This window comes from Chryseobacterium sp. SNU WT5 (genome assembly GCF_007362475.1).
GTDB lineage: Bacteria > Bacteroidota > Bacteroidia > Flavobacteriales > Weeksellaceae > Kaistella.
This window is the reverse complement of sequence record NZ_CP041687.1, coordinates 1,094,142-1,114,159: the sequence shown is the minus strand read 5'-3', so window position 1 is coordinate 1,114,159 and position 20,018 is coordinate 1,094,142. Positions and strand designations below refer to the sequence as shown.

Below are 20,018 nucleotides of genomic sequence, written 5' to 3'. Positions count from 1 at the left end.
TAAATATTGACAATTTAATATTAATTAACCCATAAACCCTTCAAGATGAAAAAATATTTTATACTATCAGTAGTGGCAATTTTCAGCTTTTCAGCTATAATAGGTTGTAATGACCGGAATGATGACGTTGTTGTTCCTGAACCAATAACTGCAGTAATGACAGATGTTACAGGTAGTTTAAATGTCGGTAATTCATATGCTATCGAGCAAGGAATAAATTTAAACAGTACAGATGTTGTACTAGTTTACAGAAGATTAAGCGATTCCTGGCAACTTATTCCTAAAACAGTTTATTTAGATGATGTTGTGTCTTTTCCAACTAACAGGAAATTTGATTATAATTTCGTGTTTGATACCCAAACAGTACAAATTAGAATTGATGATAATAATTTTAATTTACCAACAGAGATTACAACAGGCGAGGCAGCAGAATACTTCAATAATCAACGTTTTAGAATTGTTCTGATCCCAGCGTTACAAGGTAAGAACGCGCAAGTAGATTATAGAGACTATGAGAGTGTATTAAAATTTTATAACATTCCAGATCGTGACTAATTATCGTTTAAGTATTTAATAATTAGTATATTAAATTCAAAGCTCAATGGAAAACATTGAGCTTTCTTGATTTAAGACTATTACCAAGGTGTTCAATTTATCATTGAAATTCCTTACATTTAAAATTCATTTTAAAAATAATATTTATGAGTGTTCACATCGCTGCAAAAAAAGGTGAAATTGCGAAAACTGTTTTACTGCCAGGAGATCCTTTAAGAGCGAAATATATTGCTGACAATTTCTTAACAGAAGTAAAGCTGGTTAGCCAAACCAGAAATATTTTTTATTACACAGGGCTGTACAAAGGGAAAGAAGTTTCTGTGGGTGCCAGTGGAATGGGAATTCCCAGTATAGGAATTTATTCTTACGAGTTATTTACGGAATTTGATGTTGATACAATTATCCGAATTGGAACTTGTGGTGCTTACACTACAGATTTAAAAGTGTTCGATTTGTTAAATGTAGAATTTGCAGCGAGTGAATCTACGTACGCAAAATATGCTTGGGAAATTGAAGATGATAAATTATCTCATCAGGGAAACGTGTTTAATATGATCAATGAATGTGCAAATAATTCATCAGTTATAATTAAACCTACGACAGTTCATACCAGTGATATTTTTTATACAAAGAGTTCTTCTATACCCGCTATCGCGCAGAAATATAATTGTTCTGTGGTAGAAATGGAAGCTTTTGCTCTTTTTGCAAACGCACAATACTTAGGAAAAAATGCGGCTGCGTTGTTAACTGTTTCAGATGTAATACCTACTGGCGATCACATTTCTGCGGACCAGCGACAAACCGCTTTGAAAACAATGATTGAACTGGCTTTAGAAACAGCTGTTTTAATGTAAATTAGAATAAAGTCGTCTCATCGTCAAGAAGATGACCGAAATAATCTTTTTTAACTTTCAAATAATTTTCACTTTCCTTTGTAGAGTTCATCTGCAAAGGAATTCTTTTATTCAACCTTATGTTGCTGTTTTTTACAAATTGCAACTTGTCGGGATTGTTGGTCAAAAGATTGATATCTTTAATATTTAAAATGTTCAAGATTTCAATTGCGCTCTCAAAGTTTCTATCATCTGCAGGAAGTCCTAATCGAAGGTTAGCTTCTACAGTATCAAAGCCCTGTTCCTGCAACGCATATGCTTTTAGCTTATTAATGATGCCAATATTTCTACCTTCCTGTCGGAGATAGATGATCATTCCCCCATTTTCATGCATAAATTTCATAGCTGCATCAAGTTGCTGTCCACACTCACATTTTTTTGAGTGAAAAACCTCCCCTGTAATACATTCGGAATGAAATCTTACATTTACCGGTTTTGAAAAGTCGGTATTTTTAGCAATAATTACAAGATGTGGCATCCAGTCAGTTTCTACTTCTGCAAATGCAATCATGCGGAATTCTCCGTACGCTGTAGGTACATTAGATTCTGCTTGGATTTTTAACATGACGTTCTTAATTTTTTGGGGGTAGGGCGATTGAATCTTTGGATAAATTACTTTCTAAGAAAGTCATATTGGTCTTAATTCTAACGAGGTATCTGTTTAGCACTTGATCCTCGTCTTTATTTAGAAATTTACGCAGCTTTTGAAGTTTTTTGTACGATTTTTCAAAATTACGATGTGCGTTATTTCGACCATTAATGTTATACGCTTCCGTAGCACCAATATAGTCCTTTAAATGATATTTCAGTTTTGCAATCTCATTATTAAGAGCTTCGTTTCTAAATTTAGGAAAAGATGAAAGTAAATTGGTGATTTCTGATGAATAGATAATAAAATTTTTCCGCTCCTTATAATTATAAGAAGTTGTTTCTAAGTCTATCTCAGCAATTGAATTGCCGATCGGGGACAAATTAATCTTTTCCGCAGAACAGGATAGAGCGAATAGCAGTATTATAATATATCCAAACCTAGCTTTATTCATTTTTCACATTTTGATAAAGGACCGGATTAAGGGTATCGTCATTATACATTTTCATCTGTTTGTAGACTTTAATCTTAATATTACCGTTCTCTATATCAATAAGCAATTGATTAATCGCTTCAGAAAGATCTTTTTGTTGCTCTAGTAAAACATTAAGTTTAGCAGAACATTTATTTCTGTGCTCTTGACTTGCAGAATAACGTTGAGCTTCAAGATTCATATGATAGACTTTTAATGCAAGAATCGACAGGCGATCAATCGCCCAGGCTGGTGTTTCTGTATTAATTTTCGCATTTGCGTTTGTCGCACTGTCTTTGTATTTTTCAAGAAACCAACTGTCAATAAACTCTACCAAATCAGTTCTTTTCTGATTAGAAGCATCAATTGTTCTTTTAATTGCCAATGCTTCAGTTGGATTTATATTTTCATCTCGTATAATATCTTCTAGGTGCCATTGAACGGTATCAATCCAATTTTTAGCATACAAAAGCCATTCCAAACTTTCGTCAGGATAGGGATTTTTTATGATGGCATCTACATTGTCCGCAAGATGATAGTCAGCAATAGATTGATTGAATATTTTCCAGGCAGTTTCTGTAAAATTCATTACGGGATTTATTTAAGGGGTAGTGGAATTTGAGTTGCTCTTTGGTTGTTCCGGTTTTTTGTGCTCGTCTTCTTTTACGGCATCTTTAAATTCCTTAATTCCTGAACCAAGGCCTCTCATCATTTCTGGGATTTTTCGTCCACCGAAAAAAACCAAAATAATTATTCCAACAATCAATAAATGTTGCCAAGAAAGTGCCAATATAGTTAATGTATTCATATCCATTATTTTATGCAAAGTTATGTTATTTTTTTAATTAACCCAACTTAAAGGGTCTACTGGATTTGTCCCAGACCAAATTTGGAAATCTAGCGTGTAGGTTCCATCAAAATCAGAAGCCACCGTCCCTATAGAAGTTCCTGCAGAGATCTTTTGATTGGCGGATACCATTGTGTTTGCTAAATTTGCATAGATCGTGAAATAATCGCCGTGTTTTACCATGACCGTTTTTGACCCGTCAGCAGCAGGCATTATACGAGAAACAACGCCAGGTGCAACAGATTTTGCCACAGTTCCTTTTGCCACAGAAATCTTAATTCCATTATTCTCTTCTACGATATTTTTAAAAACAGGATGCGGTTGTCTTCCAAAACGATGTGTTATAGTACCGTAGGCAGGCATTCCCATTTTTCCTCGGTTGGCTGCGAAATTATTTTCAACGGCAGACGAAACCCCATAATTAGTCATTGCTTTGGTTTCAGCAGCCTTTTTTTCATCATTATTTTTCTTGGCCATATTGGCCTCGGCAGCTTTTGCAGTTGCCGCTTTATCAGCAGCAGCTTTTGCATTAGCTGCAGCCTCAGCAGCGTCTTTTGCTGCAGCTAGCCTACGCGCTTCAGCTTTCTCTGCGTCAGCAGAACGACGTGAATCTTCTTTTTTCTTAGCATCTGCGATTGCAGCTAATTTAGCTTTGTCAACTTCTTCCGCAGCTTTACGGTCAGATATTTCTTTTAATCTGCGAGCTTCATCATCTGCTTTTTTCTTTTCTAAAGCTAATGCTTCCATTCGCACTTTATTTTCGGCATCTATCCGTGCTTTTTCTCGATCAGAAGCAATTTTTGCCAGTCGCATTTTTTCTGCTTCTTCTTTTTTTCGTTCAGCATCCTTAACTTTTGCAATTCTGATTTCTTCAGCGATAATGGAACGAATTTGCCCTTCCAATTGTTTCGATTCGGTTTGCTTCTTTTTCAACTCACTGGTCAGTGCAACTTCATTTTTCTTAAAGTCTTCTAAAAGACTTTCTTTCTGCTTTCGCTCTACTTCTATAGTCAACAAATCTTTTTGCTGATTAGAGAGAATCATTTCTTTGTCTTTAGCCGCTTTTTGCTTTAGATTTATGTTTTGTAGCAACATTTTGGCAACATCAGAAATTTCAGCTGCTTTTTTGTCCTGGTAGTCGGAGTAATCCTTCAGGTACTGTACTCTTCTTAGAGCTTCACCTAAATTTTTGGACGATAAGATGAAGGTTACTTTATTCTGAACACCCTTATTTTTGTACGCTTTTACTAAAACCTCTGCATAATTTTTTCTTAATACCGCTAACTCTTTATTTTGTCTGTTGATTTCGAGTTGTCGTAAATAAATTTCATCCTCTATGAGCTTTTTCTCTTTCTGGGTGTTCGTATAAACCTTTTCGCGAAGCTGTATTTTTTTATTGACCTCATTCAGGTACGATATAGACAACTTTGATTGTTGCTGAGTTTTTGCTAAGTTAGAATTAATAGCTGCAATCTGCTTTTTAAGTTCAGTATTTTGTTGTTGAAGCTGTTCTTTCTTCTGTGCAGACAATAAAGCAAACAAAAAAATTCCTATTAAAAAGCTTACTTTTTTTATCATTTAATCTCAGTTTTCGTATAATTAGACGGAACGGAATACGGCGTTTCCATTTTAGAACGGTCAAATTTCGTGTTTTCTAGTAAAATTTGGCTGTCTTTGTTGTCTTTTATTATTATTTTAACATTTCTAGGTAAAGGTATATTCTCGAAATTGTCCCAATTGCCGTAAGAAACTTCTAAATAGTCTGATGAATTAATTTTCTGCAAAGAGACTTTGTTTAGATTCATTTCTGGACTGTAATCTAAAGTAGCTGAATATTCAGTGACTTTGCCATCAGTTTCGAAATGCAGGTTTTTTGTGGATTTCAGTTGATAACCTTCGGGGGTTTTAGATACTTGAAAGTTATTTTCATTCACGGGAATAAATGCCTGACCAAGTAGTAAATTCTGGAAGGATTTGTAATCAATAAAATTAACATTTAAAAGTTTGTTGAGATAAGCAAAATCGGATTCGATGTAGGTTTTATTCCATTTTTCATAACCTTTAATTCCTTCTGGGGTAGCAATCCCACGACCAACATTTAAAAAGATCGCGACCATATTGATCCATATTTTCTGGTCTTTTTCAATGTAAATCGTCGCATCTAACTGCGGAATAAATTTTCCTGTTTCTGCAGTGATTTTCGTATTGATTTTGAGTTGTTGAAAGTTTAGGTCAGAATTTATTTTCTTAAAGAACGCAGCATTAGAGACCATTGTTACGTTAGTATCAATAGGATGATCAGTAGCCTGTTTGGTTTTACAGGATGCTAAAGTTAGTACAACAAGTGTAGATAAAATGTATTTTTTCATTGAATTTTTTTGAAATTAAATTCAAAAGTTACCATTATAACGCCAAACCGATTTAAATGTTTTGTCTATCAAAATTAATACGTTTAATGTTCGTTCTTGGACAAGAAATCGAGCACTGAAAAATCTCCTAAAGAAATCTCCCGAGCCACCCCGTAATATTGTGCGGAATTTCCAATCATAGAATTACTAAGATTTCCGTGATCGATGGTCGTATTTTCCTGAATCAATGAATTGTCAATATTAGAGTTGATGATTTTCGTGTTATTTCCTAGAGAAACATAAGGTCCAATTTTAGAATTAGAAATCTCAACATGTTCCCCAATAAAACATGGTGGAATTATCAAACAGTTTTCAATTTTTGCAGATGCAGGGTACTGCGCAACGTTTTCTCTTTCATACTCCAGAACTTTCCCGTTGGTTTCTACGGTAGCATTTTTATTTCCGCAATCCATCCAGTCATCAACTTTACCTAAGGAGAATTTCGCTCCTTTTTGACGAAGGTTTTCAAGAGCAGTAGTTAGTTGATATTCACCCCCAACTTTAATGTCGTTATCCATGATATAATTGATCTCCGACATTAATTTTTCTGCAGAATTAAAATAGTAAATCCCAATAATCGCAAGATCTGAAACGAAAGTTTTTGGTTTCTCCACAAAATCAGTAATAAAGCCATAATCGTCTAATCTCACGACGCCAAATGCAGAGGGGTCTTCTACTTTTTTCACCCAGATCACCCCATCAGAATTTTTATCTAAAATAAAGTCAGCTTTGAACAGAGTATCTGCAAAGGCAACAACAACATCACCCTGCATGGACTTTTCCGCACATTTAATTGCATGAGCAGTTCCAAGAGGTTCATCTTGAGTATACACTGTTCCTTTGGCTCCCAAACTTTCGGCAATCTGGATGAGTGATGCTTCTACTTCACTTCCGAAATCACCAATAATAAATGCAATTTCGTCAATTTTTTCACCAGCTACTTTCGTAATATCTTCTACCAAACGCTGAACAATTGGTTTTCCGGCAATAGGAATTAAAGGTTTCGGAACTGTCAAAGTATGTGGCCTTAGTCTAGAGCCACGTCCAGCCATGGGAACTATAATTTTCATATTTAATTATATTTTTTTGGTGAAGCTCACCTTTTTATTAGTGTTTGTTTTCTGTTTTTGAAGTGCTGCCAAATCCACCTTCGCCGCGATTTGTTGCAGCAAGGGTTGTTACTGTTTCCCATTCTGCGGTTTCATATTTGGCAATCACCATTTGCGCAATTCGGTCACCACTATTAATGATGAACTCCTCTTTTGACAAATTTACTAAAATAACGCCAATTTCACCACGGTAATCTGCATCAATAGTTCCTGGGGAATTGAGCACCGTGATCCCATTTTTTATAGCTAATCCACTTCGTGGCCGAACCTGAGCTTCGTAACCTTCAGAAAGTTCTAAAAATAATCCGGTGGGAATTAGTTTTCGTTCCAGTGATTTCAAAGTAATGCTTTCGTCCAGGTTCGCATATAAATCCATTCCTGCAGATTGCTCAGTTTGGTATTTTGGTAAAGGATTTTGGGATTTATTAATGATTTTTATTTTCATATTAAGATTTTCTGAGTTTTCTTAAAATATCTTTTTCAACATATACTACAATGGCTAAAAATACTAATAATAATGTGTTTCCAATGAAAATATTTCCTTTAAATAGATAATAAGAAATGACTGAAAATAGAATACTTAAACTGAGATAGCCAATGATTTTTTTCATATGATAAGGAACAGGATAATAATACTGACCCAGAAAGTACGAAACAGTCATCATAGAGAAGTAGGATAATAAAGTTGCCCATGCTGAAGCCCAAAACCCGTACATTGGAATAAAATAAATATTGATCCCAACCGTAACAGCTGCCCCAATAATAGAAAGATAAGCACCGAAAATAGTTTTATCCGAAAGTTTATACCACACCGACATGTTTAAATAAATTCCCAAAAAAACCGCGGCGATCAAAACAAGTGGTACTATAGCTATTCCGCTATTGTAGTCAGAATTCCTCAAATATAAAGGGGCAATCCAGTTTAAATTTACACACAACGCTATGAGAAATATACAATTGACCACGACAAACATATCCATCAGTTTTGCATAAGATTTCCCTGAGTTTTCATTTTTTGCATGTGCGAAAAAGAAAGGTTCAATTCCTAAAAGATAGGCTTGCCGAAAAAGCGTAATAAAAGTAACGATTCTACAAACAGCCCCGTAAATTGCCATTTGCTCCGTATTCGTACCGTCTGGAAGTAAATATTTTAAAAACTGACGATCCATCGTTTCATTGATGACACCCGCTAAGCCCGCAATCGTTATTGGCCAAGAATAAGCCATCATTTTTTTCCAGAGCGACCAATCGAATGCTTTGAAACTTACACTTTTCAGTTCTTGAAAAAGTAATACAAATGTTACTGCGCTTGCAATTAAGTTTGCGACGAAAACATAACCAATTCCAAAGTTTGGATTATAGGTAAACCCAAAAAGTCCGTTAGTTCCAAATTTAGGCAGAATAACAATGAATAACATGACCAGTAAAAAATTGACGACACCATTAATTATTTTAATGACTGCGAATTTTTTTGGTCTTCCAGTTTTTCTTAAAATAACAAAAGGCATGGTACTTAAGCCATCTAAGCCTAAGACAATAACAATTAAAGTTAAAAGATTAACCTGATCTGGTGTTTTAAAAGCGATTGCTAAATCAGTCCGAAATAAATAAAAAAATAGGACAAAAATCAAGGAAGCAAATACGACACTTAAAGTCGCGGTTGAGATTAATTTTTTAGAATCATCTACTTTTTCCGCAAAACGAAAGAAAGTCGTTTCCATGCCATGAGATAGCAATACAATAATGATTCCTGCTACAGAATAGAAATCGATAAAGGGAGCCAATGCAGAAGGACCAAATCGCTCAGTAACAAAGGGTGCAATTATAAATGGAAAAACCCTTATAATAACAGAGCTTAAGCCATAAATTGCAGTTTGTCCCAGTAATTTTTTATACAAAACTTATAAATTTTTACAAATGTATTGTTTTAATTAAAATCAATGAATGTTTTATGGATTTTGAAACGTTTTTTTAATGCAAATTTAACTTAGACTTCCGTTGAATTTCCTAAATTTACACTGAATAAATAGAAAAGCATAAATGAGAATCCTAATTAAAAACGTTAAAATAGTCAATGAAAACCAAATTTTCGAAAGTGATCTACTTATAGAAAATGATCTGATTTCTAAAATTTCAAAAAATTTATCTGAAGAAAATGTAGACCAAACTATTGATGGAACCGGGAAATATCTGCTGCCAGGGATTATTGATGATCAAGTCCATTTTCGCGAACCGGGTTTAACCTGGAAAGGAGATATCGAAAGTGAATCAAGAGCTGCAATTGCAGGTGGAATTACAAGTTTTATGGAACAGCCCAATACGGTTCCAAATGCAGTTACCCAAGAATTATTAGAAGAAAAATATAAAATTGCCGCCGGGAAATCATTCGCCAATTATTCTTTTTTGATGGGTGGAACAAATGATAATTTGGAAGAAGTTCTAAAAACCAATCCAAGAAACGTCGCCGGAATAAAATTGTTTCTAGGATCTTCCACCGGAAATATGCTCGTCGATAATCCAGAAACTTTAGAAAAGATTTTCTGCAGTACCAAAATGCTGATCGCAGTTCATTGCGAAGATGAAGCAACCATCCGGAAAAATACCGAAACCTTTAAAGAAGAATATGGTGATGATATTCCTGTGGAGTGTCATCATCTGATCAGGAGCGAAGATGCATGTTATATTTCTTCCTCAAAAGCAATTGAACTGGCAAAGAAAACGGGTGCGAGATTACACGTTTTCCATTTATCAACGGCAAAAGAAATGGAGCTTTTTAGAAATGATATTCCCTTAAAGGAGAAAATGATCACCGCTGAAGTTTGTGTTCATCACCTTACTTTTACCGATGAAGATTATAAAACCAAAGGAAATTTCATCAAATGGAATCCTGCCGTAAAAACTCAAAAAGATAAAGACGGATTATGGGAAGCTTTGCTGGATGACCGAATTGATGTCATCGCAACTGATCACGCGCCCCATACTTTAGAAGAGAAATCTCAAAATTATTTAAAAGCGCCGTCTGGAGGTCCGCTCGTGCAACATGCTTTAAATGTAATGCTGGAAAATTTTAGAAATGAAAAAATCTCTTTAGAGAAAATTGTGGAAAAAATGTGTCATAACCCTGCAACTCTTTTTCAAATTGAAAAGCGGGGATATATTAGAGAAGGATACAAAGCAGATTTGGTTTTAATCGATTTAAAAGAAAGTTACACGGTCAGCAAAGAAAATGTTCTCTACAAATGTGGTTGGAGTCCATTTGAAGGGACAGAATTTCATTCTAAAATCAGCCATACGTTTGTAAACGGCTTTTTAGCCTTTGCAGACGGGAAAGTTTCCGAAGAAAAACACGGCGAACGTCTGCTTTTCGATCGAAATTATTAAAAAAATCAAATATTGTGAAACGTTTTGACATAAATTGCGTCTAATTCATTATAAAATAATCATCTATGTTTAAAAAAATACCTTTAGCGATTGTCGCTTTACTGATTTCTTTGCAAGTATTTGCGCAGAATCAGTTTCAGTGGAAAGAAGCCTCCGGAAATGGATACACCTATAAGTATGTGACCAATGATCCGATGAGTGCAAGATTTTACACTTTGAAAAATGGTTTGACAGTTATTTTGAGTCCTACCAAGAAAGATCCTAGAATTCAAGCTTATATAGCTGTGAAAGCAGGAAGTAAAACAGATCCGCGAACAAATACCGGCCTCGCACATTACCTGGAACATATGGTTTTCAAAGGAACCGATAAATATGGCTCGCTGGACTGGGCGAAAGAAAAACCTCAATTAGATATTATTGATGGTCTTTATGAGCAATATAATAAAACCAAAGACGAAACAAAAAGAAAAGCAATCTATAAAAAGATTGATTCAGTATCTGGTGTTGCAAGTAAATTTGCCATTGCCAATGAATATGACAAAATGATGGCTTCTATGGGAGCTCAAGGTACCAATGCTTTTACAAGTTTTGAGCAGACTGTTTATACAGACGATGTACCAAGCAGTTCTCTGGATAAATATTTGACCGTTCAGGGAGAACGATTTAGAAATCCTATTCTACGGATATTCCACACCGAGTTGGAAGCAGTTTATGAAGAGAAAAACAGAACTTTAGATGATGACGGTGACAAAGTCTTTGAAGAGCTTTTTGCACAACTGTTTAAAAAACACAATTACGGACAACAGACCACGATCGGGACAGTAGAAGATCTGAAAAACCCTTCATTGGTTGAAATCCGTAAATATTTCAATAACTATTATGTGCCTAACAATATGGCGGTAATTTTATCAGGAGATTTTAATCCAGATGTCGTAATAGGAAAAGTAGATAAAGCATTTTCGTATATGAAAACGAAACCTGTTGCAAAATATGCCTTTGCACAGGAAGATGCTATTACAGCACCAATTGTAAAAGAGATTACGGGTCCTGATGCAGAAAATGTAACCATTGGTTACAGATTGCCCGGAAATAAAGACAAAGATGTTCTGATTGCTGATTTAGTAGGTCAGATTTTAACGAATGGAAAAGCTGGTTTGCTGGATTTAAATCTAGTTAAAAAGCAAAAATTGTTGCGTGCCTCAGCATTTACTTATACGCTCATTGATCACGGTATTTTGTATTTAAGTGCCGCACCTACCAATGGCCAGAGTTTAGAAGAAGTAAAGGCTTTGGTTTTAGGAGAAATAGATAATCTTAAAAAAGGAAATTTTGATGAAGATTTAATTACTTCTATCATCAATAATATCAAAAAGAATAAGATTTACGAATCCGAGAATTACAGCAACAGAGCAAGTTCGTTGATGGACGCTTTCACTTCAGAATTAAACTGGAGAGATCAGGTAGCTTATGTAAATGATCTGTCTAAAGTTTCAAAAACGGATATCGTAAATTTCGCCAATAAATATTTAGGTGATAACTACGTTGCTGTTTTAAAAAGAAAAGGAGAATCTGAAGGAACACTGAAAATTGAAAAACCGCAGATTACACCAGTAGAAACCAATGCGGATAAACAATCTGCATTTGTGAAAATGGTTGGGGATATGCCGAATACTGCTTCTGCAGCAGTGTTTTTAGACTATAATAAGGATATTCAAAAATCGAAATTAGGAAAAGCGGAAGTGCTATACGTTCCAAATACCGAAAATCAGATTTTTCGTTTAAAATACCGGTACAAAATCGGTTCATTAAATGATTTAAAACAGCCACTGGCCTCACAATATCTCCAGTTTTTAGGAACGGATAAAATGTCTGCAGAAGAAATCTCTAAAGCATTCTATAAAATTGCATGTAATTTTAATATTTCTGCTGGAGAAGAATATACTACGGTATCTATTGAAGGGTTACAGGAGAATTTTGAAAAGGCAGTCCAATTATATGAAGACTTAATTCAAAATGTAAAAGCGGATGATGCTGCTTTAAAAAGTTTGAAAGAAAGAATTGCAAAAGCCAGAAAAGATGCAAAAGCTAATAAAGGTGCCATTATGCAAGGTCTTACCAATTATGCATTGTACGGACAGGATAATAAATTTAACAATGTTTTAAGCAATGCAGCATTGGAAGCTACGACATCTGCGGAATTGGTGAAGAGGATTAAAAATCTTAATAACTACGAACAAACTGTAATTTACTATGGTCCTGCTTCATTGAAAGAGTTAGATATAAAGTTGAAAGAGATGCATCAATTTCCGGCAAAATTTGCAGTTGCACCGCCGGAAAAGGTTTTCAAGCAAATTCCTCAGAATAAAAATCAGGTATTGTTTACAGATTACGACATGGTCCAGGCAGAAACCCGTTGGATTAGAAATACAGAGAAATATAACGCCGATAAGAACACGGTAGTAAAAGTATTCAATAATTATTTTGGAGGCGGAATGGGTTCTATTATTTTTCAAACCATCAGAGAAAGCAAAGCTTTGGCTTACAGTACTTATGGTGTTTATGTGCAGCCTCAGAAAAAAGATCAGGAATATTATATGGTAAGCTACGTTGGTAGTCAGGCAGATAAATTTAATGACGCTACTACTGCGATGAATGAACTTTTAACGACGATGCCACATTTAGATGAGAACTTAAATTTAGCGAAGACCCAGGTTAAAAAAGATATTCAAACCGAGCGAATTACACAGGATAATATTATTTTCAATTACTTGGCGGCGAAAGAATTAGGATTGTCTCAGGATCCTCGGAAGGATATTTACAATTCTGTGGATAAAATCACGATGCAGGATTTAAAGAATTTCCATCAGAATAATTTTTCAAAAAAGCCATACACATATGCAATCGTAGCATCGGAGAAAAAAGTTTCGATGAAAGACATGCAGAAATTGGGTGAAGTGAAGAAAATTTCTTTAGAAGAGCTTTTCGGATACTAAATTCTAAAATTTCTAAAACCATTAAACTGCTCCTAATTAAGAGCAGTTTTTTTAATCCCTTTTTTTGAAGGATATAAAAATTGAGTTGCAATTTATTTGGGCGCACATTTCCGCCTTCCACTCCCAATCTTTTTTGCTCCTCGATGCTCGTTACAAAAAAGGATTTCCGTTCAAGTCGGGGCGCAATCCGCACTGGTTTCCAAAACTTTTATTAAAAAGAAAATTTGTTTCTTACCTAAATTTTGAGTGTTTAATACCCAATATTGGCCATAAAATTCACCATTAGGCATTTCGCATAATTTGGATATTCCAATCCGTTTTAAATTTGCAAAAGAATCATTGCAGGTACTTTATACACAAAATTTCAATTTACCCTTTAAATGTGTTGGTGTTAAAGTAATATTTTGAAACCATTCTCAAATCACCTTATCACCACATCATCCAATCGGTCCATTATCGTTTTTTATTCCCTGCATAATTGTTCGTAACTTTCAGAAACTTATTTCTCTTAAATTTACAAAAAGAATAAAATATGAATATGTACACTCAACCAATGCTCAAAGATGATGCATTAAAAGATAAAGTAGCCGTTGTAACAGGTGGCGGAAGCGGACTTGGAAAAGCCATGACGAAATATTTTCTTCAGTTAGGTGCAAACGTGGTCATCACTTCACGAAATTTAGAAAAATTAAAAACTACCGCAAAAGAACTCGAAGATGAGACAGGTGGAAAGGTTTTGTGTGTTCAATGTGATGTTAGAAATTGGGAGGAAGTTGAAGCCATGAAAGACGCCGCAGTAAAAGAATTCGGGAAGATTGATATTCTTTTGAATAATGCTGCAGGTAATTTCATTGCACCTACCGAACGGTTAACCCATTCAGCTTTTGACTCTATTTTAGATATCGTGTTGAAAGGAACCAAAAACTGTACGCTTTCGATCGGGAAATATTGGATCGAGAATAAAATCCCCGGAACAGTTTTGAATATCGTAACAACTTACGCTTGGACTGGTTCTGCCTATGTCGTGCCATCTGCCTGTGCAAAAGCTGGCGTATTGGCAATGACCAGAAGTTTAGCAGTAGAGTGGGCGAAGTATGGCATTCGTTTCAATGCGATCGCGCCAGGACCATTCCCAACCAAAGGAGCTTGGGAGAGATTGTTGCCTGGAGATTTAGCGGAAAAATTTGATATGAGAAAGAAAGTTCCCTTAAGAAGAGTGGGAGAGCATCAGGAACTTGCCAATCTCGCAGCATATTTAGTTTCTGATTATTCTGCTTACATGAATGGGGAAGTGGTCACTATCGATGGTGGAGAATGGCTTCAGGGAGCAGGAGAATTCAATATGTTAGAGGAAATTCCTCAGGAAATGTGGGATATGCTTGAAACAATGATCAAGGCAAAGAAGTCTAACTAATTCAAAAGAATAAAATTAAAAACTCAATATTTGTAACAATATTGGGTTTTTTTTATACTTATTATAAAACGATCCTATGAATTTGAAATTCTTTAAACCTGCCTTATTGCTGGCTGTTGCAGTATCTCTTAATGTATCTGCACAAACCGACGCGCCAAAGTATAGCTATACGGATGCATTCAAGCCCTATTTTTACCAAAATAATGCGACAGAAACCAGATCAGCAAGTGGTCAGCCAGGACACAATTATTGGCAAAACAGTGCAGATTATGTATTGAATGCTACTTTAAATGAAGCTCAAAACGAAATTTCGGGTTCTGCTGAAATTACTTATACTAATAACAGTTATGATAATCTAGGTTTTCTTTGGTTACAGTTGGATCAGAATTTATTCAAAAAGAATTCACGTGGAAATGCCGTAATCCCAATGGGCGGAAGTAGAAATGGCGCCAAAGGCCAGGAGTTCGATGGTGGTTACACGATTAAATCTGTTGAAATTCTTTCCGCAAATGGTAAAAAAGTAAAAGTTAATCCTACCTACACAGTTTCCGATACCAGAATGCAGATTGATCTTCCTCAGGATTTGAAGGCAAAAGGTGGAGTAGTGAAATTTATAATTAATTATTCATTTGTTTCCCCAAAATACGGTTCCGATAGAATGGGTGTTGAGGATACAAAAAATGGAAAAATATTTACTATTGCTCAATGGTTTCCAAGAATGTGTGTTTATGATGATCAAATGGGATGGAACACTCTTCCTTATTTAGGAGCCGGAGAGTTTTATCTTGAATATGGAGATATTACTGCAAATCTAACTGTTCCTGCTAGCCATTATGTTGTTGCTTCGGGTGAATTATTGAATTCCAAAGAAATGTATACGAATGATCAAAATAAAAAGTGGGATCAGGCAAAAAATAGTGAAAGCACGGTAATGATTCGCTCTGCTGCGGAAGTTAGTGCTGCGCCGAAAAGTAGTTCCGGGACCAAAACATGGAAATTTAAAATTGAAAATACAAGAGATTTTGCTTGGGCTTCATCGTCTGCGTTCATCTTAGATGCGGCTAAAATTAATTTGCCAAGTGGTAAGAAGTCTTTAGCAATTTCTGCTTATCCAGTAGAAAGTGAAGGGAGTGCAGCTTGGGGAAGATCGACTGAATATGTGAAATCCTCCATTGAGCATTACTCAAAAAGATGGTATGAGTACACGTATCCTGCGGCAGTAAATGTTGCCGGAAACGAAGGTGGTATGGAATATCCCGGAATTGTTTTCTGCCATATGAATTCTAAAGGTGCTAGTTTATGGGGAGTAACAGATCATGAATTTGGTCACAACTGGTTTCCGATGATTGTTGGTTCCAACGAAAGACTGTATGCATGGATGGATGAGGGTTTTAATACTTTTATCAACTCAGTATCTGACAAAGATTTTAATAAAGGAGAGTATTATAAACCTCAGTCTTTACAAAGAATGGCGGGAGCATTTAATAGTGATTCTATGGAGCCCGTAGTTACCGCACCTGATAATTTAAAAGAAAGAAACTTAGGGTTTTTAGGATATTACAAACCAGGAGCGGGTTTAACCATGTTGCGGGAAAATATTTTAGGGGAAGAGCGTTTTGATAAAGCTTTACGGGAATATATCGAGAGATGGGCATTTAAACACCCTACACCAGATGATTTCTTCAGAACAATGGAAAATGTTTCTGGAGAGGAACTGAATTGGTTTTGGAGAGGTTGGTTTTTAAATAAATGGAAAATTGATCAAGCGGTAACGAATGTGAAATATGTAAATGGTGATTTTAAAAAAGGTTCTATCATTAAAATTGAAAATATAGGCCAAATGCCAATGCCGGTAGATTTAGAAATAAAATTCAAAGACGGAACGGTGCAAAATATGAAACTTCCAGTGGAGGTTTGGAAGAGAAATGCAGAATGGTCTTTTGAAGCCCCGACTACCAAAGAAATTACTTCTGTACAACTTGATCCAAAAGGAACCTTGCCCGATGCTAATGTTAAGAATAATACCTTTAAAATGGAAGGGGTAATTGTAGAGAAAATTAATCTAGGCGATTATACCGGGACTTTCTCAAGCAAACAAATTCCAATTAAGATTGTCACTAAAGAAGAAAATGGTAAACTAACTGCAAAAGCTGGTGAACAAAATAGTTTTCCTTTAGATTATGAAGGGTCTGATAAGTTCAGTTTCGAAATGGCAGGGATTGAGTTTGAATTTGCAAAGGATAAGAAAAGCTTTATTCTTAATCAAGGTGGTCAAAAATTCACCTTCACGAAGGACTAAATAGGAATTACTTCCTAATAATTGTAAGACGTTCTGCAAACCAGTTTTGTAGAACGTTTTTTATAAACTTACAAGCTATGAGTGAGGATTGATTTCTATCGTTTACACTTAGATTCTAACAAAATAAAAACGCTCTGAATTATCAGAGCGTTTAACCTTAATTTGTAGACCCACAGGGATTAAAGTTAAACATCACTACACCATCATACACAACTATTTTACTGATATTTAATGCTTTACAATAATTGAAACAACACTGCATATCTATAAAACACTCTGAACAATACCTAATTTAGTCCCCGATTTTGGAAACGGGGACTAAATGATTGTTTTATTTTGGTTGTGCTATAATGCAAAATTTTTGAATTTTTTTTAAATAATTAATTATGCGTGTTATTGTAAAAGGTGATTTATAAAAAAACATTTAATAACAGCTAAAATCTACTGTATTTGTTTAAGATGTGCTGATATATAATGCGGGTTTATAACACATACGATGTTTTCAAAAAACTTTTCTGCTCCTCAATGTTATTGCCTATTATACAGCATTTTGTGAAATTTTAAAAATAGAAAATTTAATTATTTCTCGGGAAATTATTCAGGAGGAGATGTATCATCTGGTGTAATTTTTTTTCCGACGTAACCGAAGATCATATTAACAAAAACTACGGTGCCCGTAAATAATAATAAATCCATAACCAGGTAAAATGCAGCGATACATCCCGCCGCAGCGCTACACCAAACCGTAGCAGCCGTGGTAAGGCCCTGTACATTTGCACCCTTTTTTAAGATTACCCCTGCACCCAAAAAACCAATTCCCGTTACGACCTGACTTAAAACACGTGTCGGATCAAAAGATTCCCCTCCCTGAAACTGCAGCGATAAAAAAACAAAGACACAGGAGCCTACAGAAACCAGCATGTTGGTTTTTAAGCCTGCATCTTTTCCCTTAAATTCCCGTTCAACTCCTATCAAAAGTCCGGCTCCAATTGCCAAAAGAATTTTGAAAAGAAAATCAAAATTAAAGCTTAAATCGGGTTGGTCTCCAACTCGTGTTAAAAGCTGTTCTGTGGTTTGTATGGAAGTTAAAAATAGAATAGAAATCATCATTTGTTTTGGCTTTTAATTTACAAAGGTTAAAAATATGGGTTTGAAAATGTGTTCGTTATATAAACTTTGTATCCCTAAAGACTTATTTTTAGCCCTGTTACAAAATATAATTCGTGCACCAAATTTTGCGTAAAGTCACTCAATCTATATTCTGTGACCAGTTCAATTTTCATCAGATCAGACAAAACCCAACCTACTCCCGCTCCGATTCTTTGTTCATATTCGGGTTTGCTGGTTTTGGCTACGGTCAGCAGCGTTTCCAGATCTCCGATCATATAAGCATTGCCTTTCTTAATTTCAGTTCCATTAAAAGAACGGTTGACTGCAAAATTATAACGAAACCGATGAGAAGTTTCTGATGAAGTGATGCGCTGTTCTGCTCGAACACGGTGTTCAAATTCAGTCGCTTTTGGTTTTGTAGTGTAAGTATATTCTTCTGTAAATCTCAATTCATTTTCTTTGTCTTTATCAAAATTTTCTCTAAACCGATATTGAATTCCAACTGCCACTGCATTTTTATCGCTTAATTTCAATTTGGAGAAATGGGCAAGATCAATTTGCTTGACATCAAACTTAAAAGATTCATCATCATACCAAATGGTTCGCTCTTCAAGAATAAACTCTTGCAAGAAATTCTTACTTACATCATAATCTAACTTAATATACGGTTCATAGAATCCATTAAACTTATTTTGTCCGAAAAGAATGGTAGTTCCCAGTGCGACGAGAACAATAGAAAATAAATTCTTCATATAGTGGTGTTAAAGTAAGAGGGGAATCATTTCAAATTTTATTGAGTTAACATACAATGCCAGTTAAAAAATCACCTACAAAAATAGAAAGCAATACTGTAAAGAATTGGGAAAACCATAATATGCAGCGTAATCTTTCTCAAATCCCAATACTTCAAAATTCCCATATCTTTCCAGATTTCAAGGGTAATTTCGTCTCTAAGTTTATAGATAAACTGTAAAATGGAACTACAAAAGTTTTAATAATTAAATCAAAAAAAACAGTAATATGAAATGTCCCAATTGTAATGTAAATTTAGTGATCACCGATCGCAGCAACGTAGAAATCGATTATTGTCCGGACTGTCGTGGTGTCTGGCTTGACAGGGGAGAACTGGATAAAATTATTGAGCGTTCTTCACAAACAGAACAGAGAAGTTATTCCAATGACCGCCAAAATACAAATATGAATCAACAGGAAACTGGCTACAGACCGAAAAAGAAGGAGTCATTTTTAAGTGATCTTTTCGATTTTTAAACGCTCTTTGGCCAATTTTAAAAACGGTGGTTTTCAATCTATTTTTTATCAATGTTTCACAAAAAACCCCGCCATTAGAGCGGGTTTTTAGTATGTCACACCAACGAATTAGTGATTTCTTTCATTTAATACTTTTCCCTTTTCATCAAAAATAATGTGTTTTTCGTCCTGTCCTTTTTCAAGTTCTACTTCGTAGGTTTTCACCTTATTTTTCCACACCATTTCTACATCATCGACTCTGTAGCCTGCGTATTTCGATTTAATTATAGAACGAACGACTTGCGGAAGTTCGACTTCAGTAATTTCCTGTTCTTTCTTCAGCATATTTCCGGAAGCATTGTACCAAACTTCGTGGTCACGTCTATCGAGATCAAATTCAACTTTGTAATGATCCAGTTCTTTTTTCCATTCTGCATTTGTTGCTTTAGGATATTCTTTCTTAAAAGCATCGTTCAGATTGCCGGGAACGTCAGCTGAATTTAATTCCTGTGCTTTTGCAAAACCAGTGGTGAAAACCAAGATTCTAAAATTTTTAATATTTTCATACTATTTTCTTTTTAAATTTAAACAAAGTAAGCCTTTGAATCTGTAAACAATTTGGAATGAGTTCTAGTAGTCCTAAATACATCTTCGTAGAAAGGATCTTCAATCCCAATTCTTTACAGTTTTAATAGGTATA

Annotated in this window: 19 protein-coding genes; 7 read left to right on the top strand and 12 right to left on the bottom strand. The window is 35.1% G+C overall.

The window, feature by feature from the left end; genetic code table 11:
- The first annotated feature begins 45 nt into the window (after positions 1–45).
- Both FNJ88_RS05295 and deoD read left to right on the top strand, forming a co-directional pair.
- Positions 46–555 carry a hypothetical protein gene (locus FNJ88_RS05295; protein ID WP_143852182.1) on the top strand — a complete coding sequence of 170 codons (510 nt, stop codon included), beginning with the start codon at positions 46–48 and terminating at the stop codon, positions 553–555.
- 146 nt (positions 556–701) lie between these two features.
- Positions 702–1,409 carry a purine-nucleoside phosphorylase gene (gene deoD / locus FNJ88_RS05290; protein ID WP_143852181.1) on the top strand — a complete coding sequence of 236 codons (708 nt, stop codon included), beginning with the start codon at positions 702–704 and terminating at the stop codon, positions 1,407–1,409.
- Between the two features lies 1 nt (position 1,410).
- Here deoD and ribA read toward each other — a convergent pair whose 3' ends face one another.
- The 9 genes from ribA to FNJ88_RS05245 form a co-directional block, all read right to left on the bottom strand.
- A complete protein-coding gene (gene ribA, locus FNJ88_RS05285) occupies positions 1,411–2,013 on the bottom strand; it encodes a GTP cyclohydrolase II (protein ID WP_143852180.1) in 603 nt (200 codons plus the stop codon).
- A 7-nt stretch (positions 2,014–2,020) separates the two neighbouring features.
- On the bottom strand, positions 2,021–2,491 hold the full coding sequence (locus FNJ88_RS05280; protein WP_143852179.1) for a hypothetical protein: 471 nt from the start codon (positions 2,489–2,491) through the stop codon (positions 2,021–2,023).
- Positions 2,484–3,098 carry a DUF4254 domain-containing protein gene (locus tag FNJ88_RS05275; protein WP_143852178.1) on the bottom strand — a complete coding sequence of 205 codons (615 nt, stop codon included), beginning with the start codon at positions 3,096–3,098 and terminating at the stop codon, positions 2,484–2,486. The genes FNJ88_RS05280 and FNJ88_RS05275 overlap by 8 nt, the downstream gene beginning before the upstream one ends.
- Positions 3,099–3,110: 12 nt before the next feature.
- Positions 3,111–3,317, bottom strand: a complete 207-nt coding sequence (locus FNJ88_RS05270; RefSeq protein WP_143852177.1) for a twin-arginine translocase TatA/TatE family subunit — start codon at positions 3,315–3,317, stop codon at positions 3,111–3,113.
- 33 nt (positions 3,318–3,350) lie between these two features.
- Positions 3,351–4,934, bottom strand: coding sequence for a murein hydrolase activator EnvC family protein (locus FNJ88_RS05265; RefSeq protein WP_143852176.1), 1,584 nt, complete (start codon positions 4,932–4,934; stop codon positions 3,351–3,353).
- Positions 4,931–5,725, bottom strand: coding sequence for a DUF4292 domain-containing protein (locus FNJ88_RS05260; RefSeq protein ID WP_143852175.1), 795 nt, complete (start codon positions 5,723–5,725; stop codon positions 4,931–4,933). Before FNJ88_RS05260 ends, FNJ88_RS05265 begins: the two co-directional genes overlap by 4 nt.
- A gap of 83 nt (positions 5,726–5,808) precedes the next feature.
- On the bottom strand, positions 5,809–6,834 hold the full coding sequence (locus FNJ88_RS05255; RefSeq protein ID WP_143852174.1) for a sugar phosphate nucleotidyltransferase: 1,026 nt from the start codon (positions 6,832–6,834) through the stop codon (positions 5,809–5,811).
- Between the two features lie 37 nt (positions 6,835–6,871).
- Positions 6,872–7,318, bottom strand: a complete 447-nt coding sequence (gene dut, locus FNJ88_RS05250; RefSeq protein ID WP_143852173.1) for a dUTP diphosphatase — start codon at positions 7,316–7,318, stop codon at positions 6,872–6,874.
- A gap of 1 nt (position 7,319) precedes the next feature.
- A complete protein-coding gene (locus FNJ88_RS05245; RefSeq protein ID WP_143852172.1) occupies positions 7,320–8,771 on the bottom strand; it encodes a lipopolysaccharide biosynthesis protein in 1,452 nt (483 codons plus the stop codon).
- Between the two features lie 142 nt (positions 8,772–8,913).
- Here FNJ88_RS05245 and FNJ88_RS05240 point away from each other — a divergent pair, with 142 nt between their 5' ends.
- The 4 genes from FNJ88_RS05240 to FNJ88_RS05225 all read left to right on the top strand — a co-directional run bounded on the left by FNJ88_RS05240 (position 8,914) and on the right by FNJ88_RS05225 (position 16,960).
- Positions 8,914–10,254: a dihydroorotase gene (locus FNJ88_RS05240; protein ID WP_143852171.1), complete on the top strand. Its 1,341-nt coding sequence runs from the start codon at positions 8,914–8,916 to the stop codon at positions 10,252–10,254.
- 65 nt (positions 10,255–10,319) lie between these two features.
- Complete coding sequence (locus FNJ88_RS05235; protein ID WP_143852170.1) at positions 10,320–13,247, top strand: M16 family metallopeptidase; 2,928 nt, start codon at positions 10,320–10,322, stop codon at positions 13,245–13,247.
- A 532-nt stretch (positions 13,248–13,779) separates the two neighbouring features.
- A complete protein-coding gene (locus tag FNJ88_RS05230) occupies positions 13,780–14,661 on the top strand; it encodes an SDR family oxidoreductase (protein WP_143852169.1) in 882 nt (293 codons plus the stop codon).
- Between the two features lie 76 nt (positions 14,662–14,737).
- Positions 14,738–16,960, top strand: a complete 2,223-nt coding sequence (locus FNJ88_RS05225; protein WP_143852168.1) for a M1 family metallopeptidase — start codon at positions 14,738–14,740, stop codon at positions 16,958–16,960.
- 594 nt (positions 16,961–17,554) lie between these two features.
- On the opposite strand, the gene FNJ88_RS05220 is transcribed toward FNJ88_RS05225, so the two are convergent.
- Together FNJ88_RS05220 and FNJ88_RS05215 are read right to left on the bottom strand one after the other, a co-directional pair.
- Positions 17,555–18,070 carry an MgtC/SapB family protein gene (locus FNJ88_RS05220; RefSeq protein WP_228414573.1) on the bottom strand — a complete coding sequence of 172 codons (516 nt, stop codon included), beginning with the start codon at positions 18,068–18,070 and terminating at the stop codon, positions 17,555–17,557.
- A 74-nt stretch (positions 18,071–18,144) separates the two neighbouring features.
- Positions 18,145–18,822: a DUF2490 domain-containing protein gene (locus FNJ88_RS05215; protein WP_143852167.1), complete on the bottom strand. Its 678-nt coding sequence runs from the start codon at positions 18,820–18,822 to the stop codon at positions 18,145–18,147.
- A gap of 268 nt (positions 18,823–19,090) precedes the next feature.
- Here FNJ88_RS05215 and FNJ88_RS05210 point away from each other — a divergent pair, with 268 nt between their 5' ends.
- Entirely contained in the window at positions 19,091–19,339 is a 249-nt protein-coding gene (locus FNJ88_RS05210) for a zf-TFIIB domain-containing protein (protein ID WP_143852166.1), read from the top strand.
- A gap of 108 nt (positions 19,340–19,447) precedes the next feature.
- Here FNJ88_RS05210 and FNJ88_RS05205 read toward each other — a convergent pair whose 3' ends face one another.
- Entirely contained in the window at positions 19,448–19,858 is a 411-nt protein-coding gene (locus FNJ88_RS05205) for a PepSY-like domain-containing protein (protein WP_185145860.1), read from the bottom strand.
- Positions 19,859–20,018 lie beyond the last annotated feature (160 nt).

What these genes read in the sequence shown, in the direction of transcription:
- FNJ88_RS05215 (WP_143852167.1), bottom strand. Translation starts at nt 18,822, where the DNA reads ATGAAGAATTTATTTTCTATTGTTCTCGTCGCACTGGGAACTACCATT.
- FNJ88_RS05235 (WP_143852170.1), top strand. Translation starts at nt 10,320, where the DNA reads ATGTTTAAAAAAATACCTTTAGCGATTGTCGCTTTACTGATTTCTTTG.
- FNJ88_RS05265 (WP_143852176.1), bottom strand. Translation starts at nt 4,934, where the DNA reads ATGATAAAAAAAGTAAGCTTTTTAATAGGAATTTTTTTGTTTGCTTTA.
- FNJ88_RS05275 (WP_143852178.1), bottom strand. Translation starts at nt 3,098, where the DNA reads ATGAATTTTACAGAAACTGCCTGGAAAATATTCAATCAATCTATTGCT.
- FNJ88_RS05280 (WP_143852179.1), bottom strand. Translation starts at nt 2,491, where the DNA reads ATGAATAAAGCTAGGTTTGGATATATTATAATACTGCTATTCGCTCTA.
- deoD (WP_143852181.1), top strand. Translation starts at nt 702, where the DNA reads ATGAGTGTTCACATCGCTGCAAAAAAAGGTGAAATTGCGAAAACTGTT.
- FNJ88_RS05295 (WP_143852182.1), top strand. Translation starts at nt 46, where the DNA reads ATGAAAAAATATTTTATACTATCAGTAGTGGCAATTTTCAGCTTTTCA.
- FNJ88_RS05220 (WP_228414573.1), bottom strand. Translation starts at nt 18,070, where the DNA reads ATGATGATTTCTATTCTATTTTTAACTTCCATACAAACCACAGAACAG.
- dut (WP_143852173.1), bottom strand. Translation starts at nt 7,318, where the DNA reads ATGAAAATAAAAATCATTAATAAATCCCAAAATCCTTTACCAAAATAC.
- FNJ88_RS05260 (WP_143852175.1), bottom strand. Translation starts at nt 5,725, where the DNA reads ATGAAAAAATACATTTTATCTACACTTGTTGTACTAACTTTAGCATCC.
- FNJ88_RS05225 (WP_143852168.1), top strand. Translation starts at nt 14,738, where the DNA reads ATGAATTTGAAATTCTTTAAACCTGCCTTATTGCTGGCTGTTGCAGTA.
- FNJ88_RS05270 (WP_143852177.1), bottom strand. Translation starts at nt 3,317, where the DNA reads ATGAATACATTAACTATATTGGCACTTTCTTGGCAACATTTATTGATT.
- FNJ88_RS05210 (WP_143852166.1), top strand. Translation starts at nt 19,091, where the DNA reads ATGAAATGTCCCAATTGTAATGTAAATTTAGTGATCACCGATCGCAGC.
- ribA (WP_143852180.1), bottom strand. Translation starts at nt 2,013, where the DNA reads ATGTTAAAAATCCAAGCAGAATCTAATGTACCTACAGCGTACGGAGAA.
- FNJ88_RS05255 (WP_143852174.1), bottom strand. Translation starts at nt 6,834, where the DNA reads ATGAAAATTATAGTTCCCATGGCTGGACGTGGCTCTAGACTAAGGCCA.
- FNJ88_RS05230 (WP_143852169.1), top strand. Translation starts at nt 13,780, where the DNA reads ATGAATATGTACACTCAACCAATGCTCAAAGATGATGCATTAAAAGAT.
- FNJ88_RS05240 (WP_143852171.1), top strand. Translation starts at nt 8,914, where the DNA reads ATGAGAATCCTAATTAAAAACGTTAAAATAGTCAATGAAAACCAAATT.